This window comes from Vagococcus allomyrinae, assembly GCF_017829975.1.
In the GTDB taxonomy this organism is placed as follows: domain Bacteria; phylum Bacillota; class Bacilli; order Lactobacillales; family Vagococcaceae; genus Vagococcus_D; species Vagococcus_D allomyrinae.
On the sequence record NZ_JAEEGA010000014.1, the window covers coordinates 68,765 to 85,075 of the forward strand.

Annotated in this window: 17 protein-coding genes; 11 read left to right on the forward strand and 6 right to left on the reverse strand. The window is 41.4% G+C overall.

Annotated features, from left to right (window positions below; translation table 11 throughout):
- Positions 1-49 precede the first annotated feature (49 nt).
- The 3 genes from yidA to I6N95_RS19030 form a co-directional block, all read right to left on the reverse strand.
- Positions 50-853 (reverse strand): sugar-phosphatase, encoded by an 804-nt coding sequence (yidA, locus tag I6N95_RS19020; protein ID WP_245249705.1) that lies wholly within the window; start codon positions 851-853, stop codon positions 50-52.
- A 90-nt stretch (positions 854-943) separates the two neighbouring features.
- Positions 944-2,299 carry an HD domain-containing protein gene (locus I6N95_RS19025; RefSeq protein WP_209530925.1) on the reverse strand — a complete coding sequence of 452 codons (1,356 nt, stop codon included), beginning with the start codon at positions 2,297-2,299 and terminating at the stop codon, positions 944-946.
- The gene (locus I6N95_RS19030; protein WP_209530926.1) at positions 2,296-3,162 is read right to left on the reverse strand and encodes a lipoate--protein ligase family protein; all 867 of its coding nucleotides are present in this window, start codon (positions 3,160-3,162) and stop codon (positions 2,296-2,298) included. Before I6N95_RS19030 ends, I6N95_RS19025 begins: the two co-directional genes overlap by 4 nt.
- A gap of 333 nt (positions 3,163-3,495) precedes the next feature.
- Between I6N95_RS19030 and I6N95_RS19035 the strand changes: the two genes are divergently transcribed.
- The 5 genes from I6N95_RS19035 to rpoE all read left to right on the forward strand — a co-directional run bounded on the left by I6N95_RS19035 (position 3,496) and on the right by rpoE (position 7,598).
- Complete coding sequence (locus tag I6N95_RS19035; RefSeq protein ID WP_209530927.1) at positions 3,496-4,491, forward strand: thiamine pyrophosphate-dependent dehydrogenase E1 component subunit alpha; 996 nt, start codon at positions 3,496-3,498, stop codon at positions 4,489-4,491.
- A complete protein-coding gene (locus tag I6N95_RS19040; RefSeq protein ID WP_209530928.1) occupies positions 4,488-5,483 on the forward strand; it encodes an alpha-ketoacid dehydrogenase subunit beta in 996 nt (331 codons plus the stop codon). The genes I6N95_RS19035 and I6N95_RS19040 overlap by 4 nt, the downstream gene beginning before the upstream one ends.
- Positions 5,480-6,412, forward strand: a complete 933-nt coding sequence (locus I6N95_RS19045) for a sugar-binding transcriptional regulator (RefSeq protein WP_209530929.1) — start codon at positions 5,480-5,482, stop codon at positions 6,410-6,412. Before I6N95_RS19040 ends, I6N95_RS19045 begins: the two co-directional genes overlap by 4 nt.
- A gap of 28 nt (positions 6,413-6,440) precedes the next feature.
- Positions 6,441-6,872, forward strand: coding sequence for a YwiB family protein (locus I6N95_RS19050; RefSeq protein WP_209530930.1), 432 nt, complete (start codon positions 6,441-6,443; stop codon positions 6,870-6,872).
- 111 nt (positions 6,873-6,983) lie between these two features.
- Positions 6,984-7,598 carry a DNA-directed RNA polymerase subunit delta gene (gene rpoE, locus I6N95_RS19055; protein ID WP_209530931.1) on the forward strand — a complete coding sequence of 205 codons (615 nt, stop codon included), beginning with the start codon at positions 6,984-6,986 and terminating at the stop codon, positions 7,596-7,598.
- Between the two features lie 176 nt (positions 7,599-7,774).
- On the opposite strand, the gene I6N95_RS19060 is transcribed toward rpoE, so the two are convergent.
- Together I6N95_RS19060 and I6N95_RS19065 are read right to left on the reverse strand one after the other, a co-directional pair.
- The gene (locus tag I6N95_RS19060; RefSeq protein ID WP_209530932.1) at positions 7,775-8,626 is read right to left on the reverse strand and encodes a PH domain-containing protein; all 852 of its coding nucleotides are present in this window, start codon (positions 8,624-8,626) and stop codon (positions 7,775-7,777) included.
- Positions 8,619-9,173, reverse strand: coding sequence for a sigma-70 family RNA polymerase sigma factor (locus I6N95_RS19065; RefSeq protein WP_209530933.1), 555 nt, complete (start codon positions 9,171-9,173; stop codon positions 8,619-8,621). Before I6N95_RS19065 ends, I6N95_RS19060 begins: the two co-directional genes overlap by 8 nt.
- 329 nt (positions 9,174-9,502) lie before the next feature.
- On the opposite strand from I6N95_RS19065, the gene I6N95_RS19070 reads away from it, so the two are divergent.
- From I6N95_RS19070 to holA, 4 genes are all read left to right on the forward strand, one after another.
- Positions 9,503-9,985, forward strand: a complete 483-nt coding sequence (locus I6N95_RS19070) for a helix-hairpin-helix domain-containing protein (RefSeq protein WP_245249715.1) — start codon at positions 9,503-9,505, stop codon at positions 9,983-9,985.
- 134 nt (positions 9,986-10,119) lie between these two features.
- On the forward strand, positions 10,120-10,608 hold the full coding sequence (locus tag I6N95_RS19075; RefSeq protein ID WP_209530935.1) for a ComE operon protein 2: 489 nt from the start codon (positions 10,120-10,122) through the stop codon (positions 10,606-10,608).
- The gene (locus I6N95_RS19080) at positions 10,586-12,937 is read left to right on the forward strand and encodes a DNA internalization-related competence protein ComEC/Rec2 (protein WP_209530936.1); all 2,352 of its coding nucleotides are present in this window, start codon (positions 10,586-10,588) and stop codon (positions 12,935-12,937) included. Before I6N95_RS19075 ends, I6N95_RS19080 begins: the two co-directional genes overlap by 23 nt.
- Positions 12,938-13,000: 63 nt before the next feature.
- Positions 13,001-14,023 carry a DNA polymerase III subunit delta gene (holA, locus tag I6N95_RS19085; RefSeq protein WP_209530937.1) on the forward strand — a complete coding sequence of 341 codons (1,023 nt, stop codon included), beginning with the start codon at positions 13,001-13,003 and terminating at the stop codon, positions 14,021-14,023.
- Positions 14,024-14,074: 51 nt separating this feature from the next.
- Here the strand turns inward: holA and rpsT are convergent, their stop codons facing one another.
- The gene (gene rpsT / locus I6N95_RS19090) at positions 14,075-14,329 is read right to left on the reverse strand and encodes a 30S ribosomal protein S20 (protein ID WP_209530938.1); all 255 of its coding nucleotides are present in this window, start codon (positions 14,327-14,329) and stop codon (positions 14,075-14,077) included.
- Positions 14,330-14,617: 288 nt separating this feature from the next.
- Between rpsT and I6N95_RS19095 the strand changes: the two genes are divergently transcribed.
- Together I6N95_RS19095 and I6N95_RS19100 are read left to right on the forward strand one after the other, a co-directional pair.
- Positions 14,618-15,598: an inorganic phosphate transporter gene (locus I6N95_RS19095; protein ID WP_209531023.1), complete on the forward strand. Its 981-nt coding sequence runs from the start codon at positions 14,618-14,620 to the stop codon at positions 15,596-15,598.
- A gap of 51 nt (positions 15,599-15,649) precedes the next feature.
- Positions 15,650-16,273, forward strand: a complete 624-nt coding sequence (locus I6N95_RS19100) for a DUF47 domain-containing protein (RefSeq protein ID WP_209530939.1) — start codon at positions 15,650-15,652, stop codon at positions 16,271-16,273.
- Positions 16,274-16,311: the final 38 nt, after the last annotated feature.

Here is a 16,311-nt window from a genome sequence, read left to right on the forward strand (position 1 = left end):
ATAGTCGTGAAATACAAAGAGGGTAGGACACTAGTCCTACCCTCTTTGTTTATGCCCAAGTCTCTACAGCGTAGGCAACACCTTGTTGATCATTTGATTTGGTAATGACGTTAGCGGCTTTTTTCGCATTGTCCGAAGCGTTTGCCATGGCCACGCCAACACCAGCATAAGTCAACATGTCTAAATCATTTTCATTGTCGCCAATCGCCATAATTTCATGTTGTTGGATGTTGAGCATCTCCGCTAAATCACGAACCGCCCGCCCTTTGCTAGCTTCTTTATTTAAAAATTCAAAAAAGAAAGGCATGCTGTGGAGCATTGTATAGTCGTTGTACAGTTCTGCTGGAATTTGAGGAATGGCCCTTTCTAATAACTCAGCTTGATCGACGAACATGATTTTACTATAGGATGTCTTGGGCATTTCCGCTAAGGGACAGTATTGCAACGGCATCTGTGTTGCATAGGCATCAAAGACCGTGTACTCGCTAATTTGGCGATTAGGTGTGTACATGTAATCACGATCAAGAATGTGCATTTTTAGCTTTAATTGCTGTCCAAGCTGCGTAATTTTTTGGAAATCCGCATAACTAAGGGTGTGCTCAATCAACGTTTTTTGATCGGCATTATGCTGAACTAAGGCGCCATTGTAACTAATGGTGTATTCATTTTCTGCAATCAAGCCAAGCTGTTCAACAAAAGGTAACATGCCGATCATTGGGCGACCGGAACAGAGGACTATTTTGACTCCTTCCGCCGCTTTTTTCTGTAAAGCGTCAATATTTTGTTGGTGTAGCTGGTGATTGGAATCGATTAAGGTGCCGTCGATGTCGATCGCAATTAGTTTAATAGGCAAAATAATAAGCTCCTTTGCTAAAAAAGTTGGTTGAGACAAGGCCAGATTGTTATCGTAACTTTGTCTCAATTACCTCTTAAGTGTACCAGATTATGGACGTCTTAGGGCGCCATTATGAATATAACGGGAAAATTCTGTAAATTCATCTGAAAATAAATTGGTTCGATCATTTTGAATCATCTCTTTAGGAAAGAAAAAGCGTTCGTCCCCGTGTGTTTGTCCTGCTAGGGCTGCCACCAGGTCACTGGCTTTGGATAATTCAATTAAACTGCCGTCTTTTTCAATCAATTCGATTTGAGTACGATGATGTTTTTGATCTGGTCGATAGAAATCATAAGGGAGATCGTAGCTCGTATTAACAGCAGTATAGAAGGTTGGGTTAAAGCCAACTCGTTCAATTAGCTGAGTCATCTCTGTTATTAAGGTGTCGTCTTCACCGGGTTGGAAGCGGGCAGATTTAAATGGCCGGCGATTTAAGAAGCGGGCGGCCAAATCACTTAAAATTTGATCCTTATCATCTGCCCAAACGGTAAAGTAGGTGTTGAGAACACCATCATCCAATTTTAAATAATCTTCTAAGGTGTAGGCATTCTCAAAAAAAGGAATGAGCAAACGGGAGTGGCCTTCGTAATAGTGAGGATCTTCTTGATATAAAAAGGTTCCTCGCTTTAGTAAGTGATCGAGAATGACTTCCATTGCTCGTGAGACTGGGTGAAAATAGATTTGCATATACATTTGATAACGACTGACAATATAGTCTTCAACTGCATGCATGCCGTTGGTTGAAAAGGTAATGCCTTCTTTATATGGGCGGATCACTCGCAGAATGCGGGTTAAGTCAAAGGTGCCGTATTCGGTTCCAGTAAAGTAAGCGTCTCTTAATAAATAGTCCATCCGATCAGCATCAATTTGACTGGAAATCATTTGAACCACCTGAGGATTGGGGTAATCTTTGCGAATCACACTGGCAACTTTTTCAGGAAAGCCAGCTTCTACTTGATTCAAAATTTGAAAAACCTCAGTTTCTGGTGATGTAATGATCATCATGGTAAATTCTTCATGGTTCGTGTTAAAAATACCTTCAAAGGTGTGAGAATAAGGCCCGTGGCCAACATCATGGAGTAAAGCAGCGCAAAGGGCGACTAATCGTTCGCTGTCATCCCAGCCATTATCAGGATCATCTTCAATGGAATAGTTTCGGCGAAAAAGATCGCAAATACGCCGCGTTATCTCGTAAACGCCAAGAGAATGTCCAAAACGGCTGTGCTCCCCACCGTGAAAGGTGAATGACGTGGTCCCCAATTGTTTAATTCGTCGTAAACGTTGAAACTCTTTGGCGTTAATTAAGTCGAGAATGACTTGATGCTGCACATGGATATAATCGTGAACCGGGTCACGAAAGACTTTTTCGATGGTAAGTAACTGTTCTTTATAAGGGATGCTCATGGTGTTTCAACTCCTATCTGGATAATATCGGCATTGCGACGGATCATTTTTTCGCTATTTTTTGCTAAAGCCGCCTCTAAATTTTTTTCATGAATATACTGATCGAAAGTCGCGTCTTTGAATTGACTGTCGAAAGTGGTGCGAAAAACCTCTTTCACTCGGTCTTTGACCTCTTTGACCGTTAAGTGGCTATCCAGCAAATCGCTTAAATTCGCCATGGAGTCTGGTCTGACTGGTGGATAGCCATTTTGTCCAAACTGATCTTTTAATCCTTCTTGGTAAAACTGACGAATCAGCTTGCCACGTTCAGCTTGTGGTCCGTTAATACTTAAATAAATCATAACGGCTATTCCTTGACGAATGCGCCTTTGAGCGATTCCAGCGAATTTACGACCGTTAATGCTCAGATCATACTCTCCTGGGCAATAAGAGTCGCTGATTTCCTTGGCGTCAATGGTGACAGGAAAGTCAGCAAAGGCTTGTTTGATAATCTCCCACATAAGATTATAGGCCTCAGGAATACTGATTTTTTGATCCTCTGGAACTGGAATTATCAGTGAGATATTTACTACTCCAGCATCAGCAACGACTGCCAAGCCACCTGAATTTCGGGCGACATAGTGGTAACCATGGCTAGTTAAGGCCTTCAAACCATCCGCCAAGTAGGGCATGCGCGTGTCTTTCATTCCTAAAATAACCGTGTGATCATTTTCCCAGAAATGAAGAAAGGGTTGCTGATCGCTACTGGCTTGTGTTGTCAAAACATCTGTATAAGCAAAGGGACTTAAAATATCCGCTGTTGACACAGATTGTTCAAAAATATAAAGAGTTGAGTGGTCAAAAATAGTGTTGAGTAAGGTCATTTTATCATCATCTTTCTAATGGAGACTTGCCAAAAGGCACAAAATAAACTGCTTCGCTTTTCATTATATATGATTGAGCGTTAAAATGTGAGGAATTAAACTGGAAAAGCAAGGATTTTCAGAAAAGTCTTAGCTTGAGAGCCGGACGAGCGAAAACTTGCGAATCTTCTTGAAAAACAGTACACTATTTTACATATGCTTGAGTTCAGAACATATGTTAACTGATTGTGTTTGAAGACCGTTATTTATTAAAAATAAGGGACATACGTAGATCTTTAGCCTTAAGAATTGAAAGTCGAGACCATTAAGCAAAGAAGAGGGGATGTGAGGCTGATGAAGCAGAAAATTGAGAATAAGGCTCAATTAAAAGATCAAGAATTTGTTGGTCTATTAAGAGAGATGTGGCGGATTCGTTTATTTGAAGAAGAAGTCGAAAAACTTTATTTTGAAGGTGAGATCTATGGGACCATCCATTTATGCATTGGTCAGGAAGCAACAGCAGTCGGGAGTAGCTATCTGTTGAAACGAGATGACTGGATAATGTCGACTCATCGAAATCACGGCCATTCGTTAGCTAAAGGAAGCGATATGAGGGCGATGATGGCGGAAATTCTTGGTCGTAAGACGGGGATTAATCAAGGAAAAGGCGGCAGTATGCACATCACAGACGTCTCAGTCGGCAATTTGGGGTCTAATGGGATTGTTGGAGGCAATTATCCATTGGCGACGGGTGCGGCACTGACAGCACAAATGATGGGAACGAATCAAGTGGTCATCGCCTATAATGGAGATGGCTCAGTTAATGAAGGGAGTTTCCACGAAGCCCTTAATTTGGCCAGTATTTGGCAACTGCCTGTGATCTTTTTTATCGAAAATAATCAGTATGGTATGAGCTCATCAATTGCTGAGATGATGAATGTCTCACGAGTGTCTGAGCGTGGGAGCAGTTACGGAATTCCTGGCGTGACGATTGATGGCAATGATGTTGTGGCGGTAATTGATGCAACTCAAGAGGCGATTAAGCGATGCCGTCTGGGGCAAGGGCCTAGTTTGATTGAGGCCTTGACCTATCGACATCGCGGCCATTCCAAATCAGATAAACGACTTTACCGAACCTCAGCGGAAGAAAGGGCTTGGCAGCAGCGGGACCCGATTCTGCGGTTGACAGAGCAGGTATTGACTGCTCAGTTACTCACTGAAAGTGAGCTGGATCAGCTGGTGGCGTCTCTAAAATCAGAACTGGCCGCGATAGTAGCCAGTGTAAAAAAAGATCCGCGACCAAGTGCTGAGGCGTTACTTAAAGATGTTTATGCAGGAGGAGAGTTATGAGAGAGAGGACCTATCGGGAGGCCTTAAATGAAGCATTAGCTGAGGCGTTGTCAACGGATGAGAGGGTTTATTTGATCGGTGAAGACATTGGCGTATACGGTGGCGGATTTGGCGTTACGCAGGGCTTGCAGGCTAAGTATGGCAAAAAAAGAGTCAGAGATACGCCAATTTCTGAGAGTGCCTTGACAGGTGTGGCCGTCGGATCAGCTATGACGGGACTGCGCCCGATTGTCGAGTTGCAGTTCTCTGATTTTATCACGATTGCCATGGACCAGTTAGTTAATCAAGCGGCTAAAATTCACTATATGTCTGGCGGTCAAAGTAACGTTCCCTTGGTACTAAGAACAGCAGCAGGGTCAGGGACTGGAGCAGGCGCCCAACATTCTCAAAGTTTGGAAAACTGGTTGGTCCATATTCCAGGACTCAAAGTGGTGCAACCAGCCACTCCGTATGACGCAAAAGGACTGCTTAAAGCTGCGATTGCCGACGATAATCCTGTCATATTTTATGAGCATAAACTGTGTTATCAAGAAACAGGTGATGTACCAGAAGAGTCGTATCAGATCCCTTTAGGAGTGGCGGATATTAAGCGGAAAGGTGCAGATGTGACGGTGATTGCGACCAGTATTATGGTCCAAAAAGCGCTTGAAGCGGCTGAAATTGTCGCTGGGGCTATTTCGGTAGAAGTGATTGATCCCCGAACGTTGGTGCCGTTAGATATGAACACTATCTTAACCAGTGTCGCAAAAACTGGTCGTGTTTTAGTCGTAACAGAAGCGGTTAAACGAGGTGGTTTTGGTGGAGAAATTGTGGCTCAAATTGCCGAAAGTCATGTGGCGACAGCATTAAAGCTGCCAATTTGTCGTTTAGGTGGTGAGGCAGTGCCCATGCCAGTTGCCTTAGAACTTGAACGATTAGCAATTCCTCAAGTTGAGACAATTGTTGCGTGCCTTCGTCAGATGTGCCAAAAAGACAGCGAGGAGAAAAAATGAAGTTAACTGAAGATCACCGGAAATTGCTAAAAGTCGCCAGTCTATACTATCGTGATGGCTTGACCCAGTCTAGCATCAGTAAGCAGATGGGAATTTCTCGACCAGTTATTTCTAAAATGTTACAGCGAGCCAAAGAGCAGGGAATCGTCACGATTTATCTTAAAGATGAAAATGCCAAGGTTGTTGACCAAGCCAATCAATTGATTCGGAAGTATGATTTGCAAGACGCTATCGTGGTGCCTCATGGGGGGAACGATGAGACAACGCAACAGGCAGTGGCTCAAGCTGCGGCGATGTTGCTTCGTGAGTATTTGCCAAAAATCCAGTCAATTGGTATTTCATGGGGCACCACTTTGGCAAAAGTGGTAGATGCCATGACTTATGAGAACTTTTCCGAGATAAAGATTCATCCCTTAGTTGGTGGGGTGGCAAGTGAACATGTTCATTATGATACGAATCATTTAGCCTTTCGATTAAGTGAAAAGCTCGGAGCCAGTTGTAGCTACTTGTATGCGCCAGCATTGGCAGAGACTAAAGCGTTAGCGGTAACTCTTAATAAAAGTCAATTAGTGCAAGAGGCGTTGGCGAAAGCGAGGGCGGTTGACTTTGCTTTGATCGGTGTAGGTGACCCACAGGCCTCCTCAACTTGGCGTCAATTGGGCTATATGACAGCGGAGTGTTTAAGTGGTGGAGCCGTAATCGGCGACGCTATAGGGTCTTTATTTGACAAAAATGGCAAAACAATTGACAATAAAATGACAGAGCGTATGATTGGGATTAAGGTCGAAGAATTAGTCAGGATTCCCAATACGTTGTTAATTGGGGCAGGTTTTCAAAAGGCAGTTGCGATTCGGGCCTTATTGCAGGGCAAATCTGCCAACTTAATCGTAATTGATCAGGTTTTAGCGGAAGCCCTACTGGAACACTAACTAAAGAACATAAAGGAGCCAATGAACAGTGAAGAATGGAACGCCAGTACAAATTCAGTTACAAACAGAAATTTACCAAAATGATGATAAGCAAGAACACTTTTTTGATGTTGCAGGACAACTTGTCCAAATGGGCAGTACCCTTTATTTACGTTATCAAGAAGAAGGGCAAGAGGGAGAGGAACCGATTCCTGTGACCATAAAAATTGAGGCAGATGGAACTGTGCAGCTCATTCGCGCGAGCAAGACACGCACTCGTTTACGCTTTAATTATCAAAAGGAAAATCATTCTAATTATCGGACACCATATGGCATGATGGAGGTTAGAACGTTTACCAACAATTTACGGGTAACATTAAAAGATCAACCAACTTCAGGCCAAGTCTCGATTGACTATGATTTATATGCTGGTCAGGAGAAATTAGGCGTCTATCATTTACGGCTGGCTTTTACAGCTTAATAAAATGTTTGACTTTTCCGTTTGATTTCATGAGAAAATGCATGTTTTCATTGCTTTTTATAAGCATATTATTGTATGATAAGGAGTAGACTGTGAAAGGACGTGTGCCGTTTGGAAATAAAAGCTTTTGAAGGTATAGACAAAGATGAATTATCGATGATTGAAGTTGCTCATGCAATTTTGGAACAGCGGGCTGATGTCATGGAATTTTCAGATTTAGTTAACCAAATCCAAAACTTTTTAGGGAAAGCTGATAGCGATATTCGCGAAATCTTGCCACAATTTTATACAGATTTAAATCTGGATGGTAGTTTTATTTCTTTGGGGGAAAACCGTTGGGGCTTGCGCTCATGGTATCCAATCGATTCAATTGACGAAGAAGTTTCTCATTTGGGAGAAGACGAAGACGAGGATACGCCACGTCGCAAGAAACGCAAAAAAGTCAATGCTTTCTTAGATATGAACGATGAAGATGCGATTGATTACAATGATGATGATCCAGAAGATGCCGATTTGGTTGACGATGAAGATGATGATTACATCGACGACGAAGAGGAAGAAGACGAAGAAGAAGAAATCGCTAATTATAAAAAAGACTTATCAGAAATTGGTGCGGATGATATTGATGAAGAAGAAGTCCCAGTAGGGGTGGAAGATGAATTGACGATCATCGATGAAGATGACATTGATTACGATCTTGATGAGGATGAAGAAGAGGAAGAATAATTCTTCGGCCAAGCTGAAAGGCTTGGCTTTTTTTGGCTAGGCGTCGCTATGTTAAGAGACAAGAGAAGCGATCAGAGCAAAGACATATGGCATAAAAAACAGCTGACCTAAGAAAAAGGTGAGCTGTTTTTTGCCATAAACAATTGATCATTTTGAATGGGATTAGGGCGTTCATTTTAATTTATCGGAATATTTTTTAGAAATGACGAGGAATTAAAAGCGGTGCTGAGTTGTTTTATCTCCTCGAACCACTCAATCCAGCGTCCTTCGCCACGGATTAATTGAAGGATGATACTGCCGATTACTAGCAAAAGAATGCCGATCCAGAGGGCGTTAAAGGCCCAAATACCTATTTTTGTCTGGCTAAATAGGTAATCAAAGGCGTTATCACGGTGCATTTTTTTATCAATGGTGATGGCTTTTAATGATGGCAATGCCTCAACTAACTCTTGAAATTTTTTAGCCTCTGCTGGTTGTAAAACTTCTGTAAAGACATTGGTTTGGGATTGAAAGTCAAGACTATACCAATGAGTTCTTTGCCGTTTTGGCAGAATGGCTCCTTTTTGCCAGTCGAAATAGCCGACGGCGTGCTTTTCAAATCTAATCCCTTGTATTTTATTGTAAGGGTAGGAGTAGTAGCGGCGTTCTTCAAGAAATTCAATGATGATGGTAAAAATCATTCGTTGATTGGTAAAAATCAAGAGCCGGTTACCGCGTAAATCATGAAAGTTATCTCGATATGTTTGAGCTTTGGCACTGTTCACATAAGTCATGCCCATAATACCGCTTGTTGCCATTGCGGAATTTCCCTCGTTGGTGAAAGGCAAGTAACCAGCAATTTCCTCATCTGTTTCTAAATCTTGTGATAAGTCAGCGATGACCTCCTCTAACTGAATGTACATCTGTGTCTGTTTAAAGAGTTGCCTTTTTTGCTCACCAGTTAGTTCATAAGTGTCATTAGGAATAATGATCTCAGTAGTTTGAGGTAAGCTATTGACCGCTTGCTTAAAGGGGTTTTTGCTATTCATAGTGCTCCCGTCCTTTCTTGTTTTGCAACTGTTGCTGTAATTTTTTGCGCCCTCGGGATAGTCGATTGTAAACAATTTCTGGAGATAAGTGGAGATCTTCGGCAATCTCGATCACGTTGTCCTGATAATAATAACGCTTTAAAAATATTAACTGATCCTCGGCTGTTAAAGAGACGATTAAGGATAAAAAGTTTTCCTGCTCAAAGTAACTCTCTTCGAATTTTTCGTCGTTATCGGGAGATGCCGTAGGAATGATGTTTAATTGTCGAATAATCCGTCTTTTTTCATCCAATGCTTGATTTCTTGTGATGACCGTTATCCAGGTTTTTAAACTACTTTTTTCTGAATCATATTGTTTCAATTCTTTCCATAAGCGATAAAAAACTTTATTTTGCACATCTCCAATAAAACTATGTTCAGCAGGATGATTTAATATATAATGAATGGTTCGTAAGATGTCGCCACCATATAGATCGATTAATTGTTCCAACCCGCGAAAGTCGCCAGATTTTATTAGCGCTAACATCTCCATTTCTTCATGAGTCATGTGGGCTAACCTCCTATCTTCACCTTAATATACGTTTGAAACCGGCTTTTTCTATCCATTTTGTCTATTTTCTTTTAATTAAAGTTTAGACTTAGCAAAATAGATAAGCAAATAAAAATGAAGACGGCTTTTTTACGTACTTATATACTGAGGCTATCAATGCCGTATAAAAGGGAGGGATAAAAGTGGAGAGTCTTACTAGGTGGTTCAGGGAGAAGCCCCAATGGTTAATGATAACGGTGGGGGCTGGGGTAGTTTTATTGATGGGACTCATTTTTGTAGCTCGGCAGCTGAGGCAAAGGGACGTAGAGGAACCTCTTATTCAGGTGATGAGTGAAACGAGCCAAACAGAAATTAGTTCAGAGCTACTGCCTATTTATGCAGATATTAAAGGGGCGGTGGTTCGTCCGGGTATGTACCAAATTCCTCAGAATGCTCGAGTGTTAGATTTAGTCAATATGGCAGGTGGCTTCACTGCAGAAGCGGCTCAAAATCAAGTGAATTTTTCGCAAATGGTAGAGGATCAAATGGTGATTTACGTGCCAACCTCTGCTGAAGATTTAAGCGAGTGGCAAGAAGGGCAGTTGGGGGTAAGGGCAGAAGGGCCAGCTACTACATCGACGAAAGTGAACTTAAATAAGGCGGATTCAAGTGAACTTCAGCAATTAAATGGGATTGGTGAAAAAAAGGCGGCAGCAATTATTGCTTATCGTCAAGAAAATGGCTCATTTAACTCAGTCGAAGAATTAAAAAAAGTCAGCGGGATTGGGGATAAAATATTTGATAATTTAAAAGATGAGATTGAGGTATAGACTAGGAAAGGAGAGTTCGGTTAATTACGAGAGGTAGGCAGGGAGTGCTTTTGATTTTATTCCAGATAATAGTTGCATTGTGCCAAGGTCAACCTATACAATAAAGAAAAGCAAAAGAAAGTGAGTCGATCAGTGTGACCTTTGAACGAATTCCTTGGGATCAATATTTTATGGCCCAAAGCGTGTTATTATCTTTAAGAAGTACGTGTTCTAGATTAGCAGTTGGAGCGACCATCGTTCGTGATAAACGAATTATCGCTGGAGGATACAATGGCTCAGTTAGTGGCGACGTCCATTGCATTGACGAGGGCTGTTACGTGGTAGATGATCACTGCGTTCGGACGATTCATGCGGAGATGAATGCGATTCTGCAATGTGCAAAATTTGGTGTGCCCACTGAAAATGCGGAAATTTACGTGACTCATTTTCCTTGTTTGCAGTGCACAAAAATGATTTTGCAAGCGGGAATTCGTAAAATTCACTACTTGAAAGATTATCGAAATGACGAGTATGCCCTCAATTTGATTGCCAAGACTGGCGCTACTGTTGATCAGGTTGTGCTATCTCCTCAGTATTTTACTGAAATACAGTTTGGACAAGATGAAGAAGGAAGGAAAGAATGAGAAGCCCCTTCAGCTAAAGCAACTGGGATCTCTAAAGGGATACCTGATATTTATTGCTCTTAGTGCGGGAAGTATGGCGCTGCTGAGTTTTAAAGGTGGCTGGTTTGCCGTCTTGGCGACGGTATTTCTTTGGGTTCGTCTGTGTAAAAGCCAACAGTTCCTGTTACTAGTGAGCTGTTTTTTGGCATCGGCCCTCTTTGGTTGCTATTGGCAATGGATCATTAGTTCACAGCCAGTGTCACCGACAGCAGATACTATTCAAGCAGTCTTGCTGGTTGATCCCAATAGCGTTGAAATTGCTGGTGATGCCTTAACTTTTGAAGGGAAAAATCAAAGGACTAAGGAAAGTTATGTTTTACGTTATCAGCTGAAATCAGAGGTGGAGAAGCAGCACTGGTTAGAGCAAACGACTTTCTTTGAATTGACAGGAGATCTTGAATTGGAACTGCCTATGGACCAGCGAAATTTAGCTGGGTTTGACTACCGGCAGTTTTTACTAGAAAAGGGAATTTATCGTGTCGGCAAGTTGACGGTGATGGGGGCTAAAACTGACTATCCAGCAAAAAATCCAATTCATTTGATTAAAACTTGGCGGCGTAAACTGGCTGTGCACATCGACAAACGCTTTTTACCCCTGACGGCTTCTTATATGAAAAGTTTGTTTTTAGGGATTAAAGACTCGATGTTTAAGAGTCAACGGGAAGTTTGGAGTCAGCTGGGGATCTTACATTTCTTCAGCATTTCCGGGATGCATGTCTTTTTCTTTGTCGGTCATTTTAGGCGGGGATTATTGCGGTTGAGGCTGACGTTGGAGACGGTTTTTTGGCTAGAATTGGCTTTCCTATTCGTGTTTCTGTTTTTAACAGGATTTTCGACGAGTGTTGGCCGCAGCGTGTTTTTTATGGGGCTAGGTGCAATCAATCGTCAATTTAATTGGCAGTTTTCTGAATTAGACTGTTGGTCAGTCACTCTGCTGTTGAGTTTGATCGTGAATCCCTATGTGCTTTTTCAAGCAGCCGGTCAGTTATCTTTTGGCTTAACCTTTTACATCATTTATTTAAAGCCGCTTGTGGCTAAAGTCAAACCACTCTTTCAACATCTGTTCTTTTCTGGTTGCTTGTCGATTTTAGCGATTCCGATTATGAGCGCTCATTTTTATGAATGGCACCTTTTAGGCATCGGGTTGACTTTTTTATTGATGCCGATTTTTAACAAGCTACTGTTGCCCGTTCTTAGCTTATTATTAGGACTAAGTTCTTTCCTTGAAGTTAAGGAGTGCTCTCAGCTCCTAGAGACAGCTCTCAAGGCTATTCAGCAACTGTTGCTAGTCATCAGTACTGATTCGGCTTTAAAGGTTGTGACAGGCCGTCTGCCCCCTATTATCTACTTGGCTTGTGTCATTGCCAGTCTGGCATGGCTTTACCGTTATTATCAGACAAAAATTATTCGCTGGGTCTTGTTAATCGTCATCTGTTGCCTGCCAAGTTTAGCCAAATATACAGATCCAAGGGGGATTATTGCCTTTGTTGATGTGGGGCAAGGAGATAGCATTTTTATTCAACGACCGTTTCATCAAGAGGCGATCTTAATAGATACAGGGGGGCGCTTGTCATTTGGCGAAAGGGAAACCTGGCAGAAAAAGGAACAACCAGCCAGTCAGGCCAATTATCTGCTGATTCCCTTTTTAAAGAGTCGGGGGATTCAAACGATCGACCAGGTCTTTATCTCTCATGCTCATGAAGACCATTTTGGCGATCTGCTAGAGATTAACAAACAGATGGAGATAAAGGAACTGCTTTATTCAGAGGGGAGTAGCCGACAAGCAAATTTTCAAGCGACCTTAGCAGAGATCACCCCTCAAACCCAACTTAGAATCACACAATCTGGTGACTGGTGGCAGAATCAAGAAATTCGGCTAGATCTGTTGTATCCCCAAGAGCTAGGGGATGGGGGGAATGATGACTCACTGGTATTATTGCTGCAGATAAAAGGACAAAAAATCCTCTTAACAGGAGATTTGGAAGCCGAGGGAGAAAAGGCGTTGATCACTCACTACCCAGAACTTTCAGCGGATATTTTGAAGGTGGGCCATCACGGCAGTCGCACTTCTTCAACAGAGGCGTTTATCAAGAAATTGGAAGGAGCGACTGGGATAATTTCATGTGGGGTTAATAATCGCTTTGGTCATCCTCACGAGGAAACCCTTAGTCGTTTGAGAGATGGCGGGATGGAGATCTACCAAACTAACCAGCAAGGCATGATCTATTATCAGTGGCTGCCTTGGGATGATAAATTATCGGATATTCAAACAATTAGGGAAAGTCACTAGGAAAAATGAGTTGATAATGATAGGATAGAGAGAGTAAAAAGAACTGAAAAGAGTGGATGATGGATGAGCTTACAGCAAGAGTTAAAGAAAATTAAGGCCGGGCAGTTAGCACCTGTTTATTTGGTTTTAGGTGAAGAACGATTTTTAAGTGACACCTTCAAACGTGAAATTACCAAGCAGATCATCCAAACCGAGGATGATGAGTTAAACTTCGCTTCTTTTGATATGACCGAGACTAACCTTTCTTTAGCGGTGGAAGAAGCGAATACGATTCCCTTTTTTGGTGATTATCGCTTAGTTAATCTTGAAAATCCTTACTTTTTAACCGGCGAGAAAGGCACCGGCGGGCTGGAACATAATATTGCAGAATTGACGGCTTATCTAAATGCCCCTTCAACCACGACTATTTTGGTGGTCTATGCGAATTATGAAAAACTAGATGAGCGCAAAAAAATCGTAAAATTACTAAAAAAATCAGCCGTTTTAATTGATGTAAAAGCCATGGAAGAAAAAGAAGTTCGTCAGTATCTGCAACAGTATATTCAAAATGAAGGGTACGACATTACGCCAGAAGCTTTTGATCTGTTGTTACGTTTAACGGATATGGATCTCTCTAAGCTGATGGGAGAGATGACTAAAATTTTATTATATGCCTCAGACACTAAAAAAATCTTAAAACCGATGATTGAAAGCCTCGTGCCAAAATCATTGGAACACAATATTTTTGATATGGTCACCTATGTGATGGAAGGTCGCACGGAGCAAGCATTGTCCCTTTATCAGGATTTATTGCTGCAAGGCGAAGAAACGATCAAGATCAACGCTATTTTAATCAGTCAATTTCGTTTGATGTTGCAAATTAAAATCATGGTAAAACTAGGCTATCAGCAAAGTAATATTGTCGATGTCTTAAAAATTCATCCTTACCGAGTGAAGATGGCCATGCAGCAAACTCGAAAGTTTGAGTTAGACCCTTTAAAGGCGACTTTTTCTGAATTAGTGGAAAATGATTATCGAATTAAAACGGGACAAATGGCCAAAGAATTAATTTTTGAGCTTTTTCTTTTAAACTATAGTCGAAAATAGCGGCAAATAAAAAAACCTTAGTAGACGTAACCGTCACTAGGGTTTTGTTTATTATTTAGCCATTTTTGCGTGTAAACGTGATTTGTCACGGCTCGCTTTGTTTTTATGGATTAGACCTTTAGTTTCAGCCATATCAATTGCACGACTCGCTTTTTTGTATAACTCTTCAACGTTATCAGCACCAGCTTCTAAACCTTGTTCGAACTTTTTAATAGCAGTACGCATTGACGCTTTTTGGCCAGAGTTTAATTCGTTAGACTTTTCAGCAGTACGCACGCGTTTAATTGCAGATTCAATGTTTGGCATGTATTTCACCTCCGATAACTTTAGTTTTACCTTCAGTCGAAACTGAACGTAATTCAACATTATCCATTATACATAATGATTTTTCAGTTTGCAATAAGTTTATCTCTATACAGGTTATTTTTTTCTGTATTGTTGTTGTAAATAGGGCTTGTTAATTGAATAGTGAAAACATTCTCAAAAAAAAGGGTTTACTTTCTTGAAAATATGTTATTATATATTTAAACAGACTATCAGAATAGGTGGGTGGAATTTTTGAACATTGCTCTACTAGTAACAATCACGTTGGTGATGGGCGTTATCTTTGTAAATGGTTGGACTGATGCACCAAATGCCATTGCGACGGCTATTTCAACGCGAGTGTTAAGGCCAAAAACAGCGATTCGGATGGCAGTCGTGATGAACTTTTTTGGTGCATTGGTTATGACCTTAATCAATTCTCAAGTAGCTGAAACTATTAGTAATATTGTCACATTTGAAGGCGCCAACAATTCAGCACAAGTCGCACTAGCATCGTCTCTGTTTGCTATTGTTGTCTGGGCGGTAGCGGCCTGGTATTTTGGTATACCAACAAGTGAAAGCCACGCCTTAATCGCTGGTTTGACAGGATCTGCCATGGCGTTAGGTGGACTGGAAGCGGTTAATATGAATGAGTGGTCGAAAGTGATTGTTGGCTTGGTTGTTTCGACGATTGCTGGTTTTTTTGGCGGTTTTCTCGTCGTTAAGTTTATCGAAAAGTTTTTTAGTCATATGGATCGTCAAAAGGCCAATAAAGTGTTTACGGTAGGTCAAGGGTTTGGAGCAGCAGCCATGGCCTTTCTTCATGGTGCTCAAGATGGCCAAAAATTTATGGGTGTCTTTATGTTAGGATTGTCATATAACGGTCTGGTGGAAGCTAGCGCTTCTGGGGCTTATACCATTCCTATTTGGGTTATGGCGCTCTGCTCTTTAACCATGGGAGTGGGAACTTCTGTTGGTGGCATGAGGATTATCAAGTCTGTTGGAATGGATATGGTTAAGCTGGAAAAATATCAGGGATTTGCAGCGGATTTAAGTGCAGCCATTTGTTTGTTAGGGGCGTCTTTGTTCGGTATTCCAGTGTCGACCACTCATACTAAAACGACGGCTATCATGGGCGTTGGAGCGGCAAGACGGTTATCAAGTGTGGATTGGAAAATAGTCAAAGAGATGATTCTCGCTTGGGTTCTCACCTTTCCAGGATGTGGTGTCATTGCATTTATCATGTCAAAAATATTTTTAGCGATATTCTAAAAACGAATGGTTTGGGTTCAGAATGAAGGCAGAACTAGGAGGACGTATTGGATGGCAAAGAGAAAAGGGTTTGATTATTTTAAAGCATTGGAAGAGTTAGCGGACAAAGCGAAACTAGCTGGCGCTAAGTTATTGTATATTGTGGAGCATTATGACCTTGGGACAGTTGAGCGTTTAGCTGAGGAAATCCATGTATTGGAACGAGAAGGGGATGTCCTTGTTGATACGATTATGGATGAGTTAAATCGGTCGTTTATCACCCCGATCGATCGAGAAGATATCGTCGTGATTACCGAGCTGATCGATGATGTTTTGGATGGCATCAATTCGATTCCATATCAATTTGATAATTATTTAATTGCAACGATGCGACCTAAAACAGAAAAAATGGCTCAGTATCTGGTTGAAGCTACTGAAGGCTTAGCCGTTGTTGCTCATGAGTTTGCTAAGTTTAAGAATTCGAAAACCTTAGGCGAGATGATTGTTCATGTCAATACGATTGAAGCAAAAGCGGATCAGTTGTACAGTTCGTTGATTAAAGATTTATTTTCAAATGAGAAAGATGTTTTGGAAGTCGTTAAATGGAAAGAAGTCTTTAAACGATTTGAAGATGCGATCGACATGTCTGAAAAAGCAGCCGATGGTTTGGCAGGCTTAGTGCTTAAAAATACCTAGGATATACATCATGTTAACTAATCAAACAGATCGTTTAA